At 69.2% G+C, this 224-nt stretch carries 1 protein-coding gene; it reads left to right on the forward strand.

What is annotated here, in order from left to right; translation table 11 throughout:
• The coding region (locus I8J34_RS25420; protein ID WP_214364231.1) for an AMP-binding protein at positions 1–224 on the forward strand (224 nt) is incomplete at both ends.

Raw genomic sequence — 224 nt, forward strand, 5'->3', positions numbered from 1 at the left:
CACCAACCGGTCCCGGTGGGCGTGGCCGGCGAGCTGTACATCGGCGGCGAGGGCGTCGCGCGCGGCTACCTCAACCAAGCCGAACTCACCGCCGAGCGCTTCCTGTCCGACCCCTTCGTCGAAGGCGGGCGCATGTACAAGAGCGGCGACCTGGGCCGGTGGCTGCCCGACGGCACCATCGAATACCTGGGCCGCAACGACTTCCAGGTCAAGATCCGCGGCTT

Origin of the sequence: Denitromonas iodatirespirans (assembly GCF_018524365.1) — a bacterium.
GTDB classification, from domain to species: Bacteria; Pseudomonadota; Gammaproteobacteria; order Burkholderiales; family Rhodocyclaceae; genus Nitrogeniibacter; species Nitrogeniibacter iodatirespirans.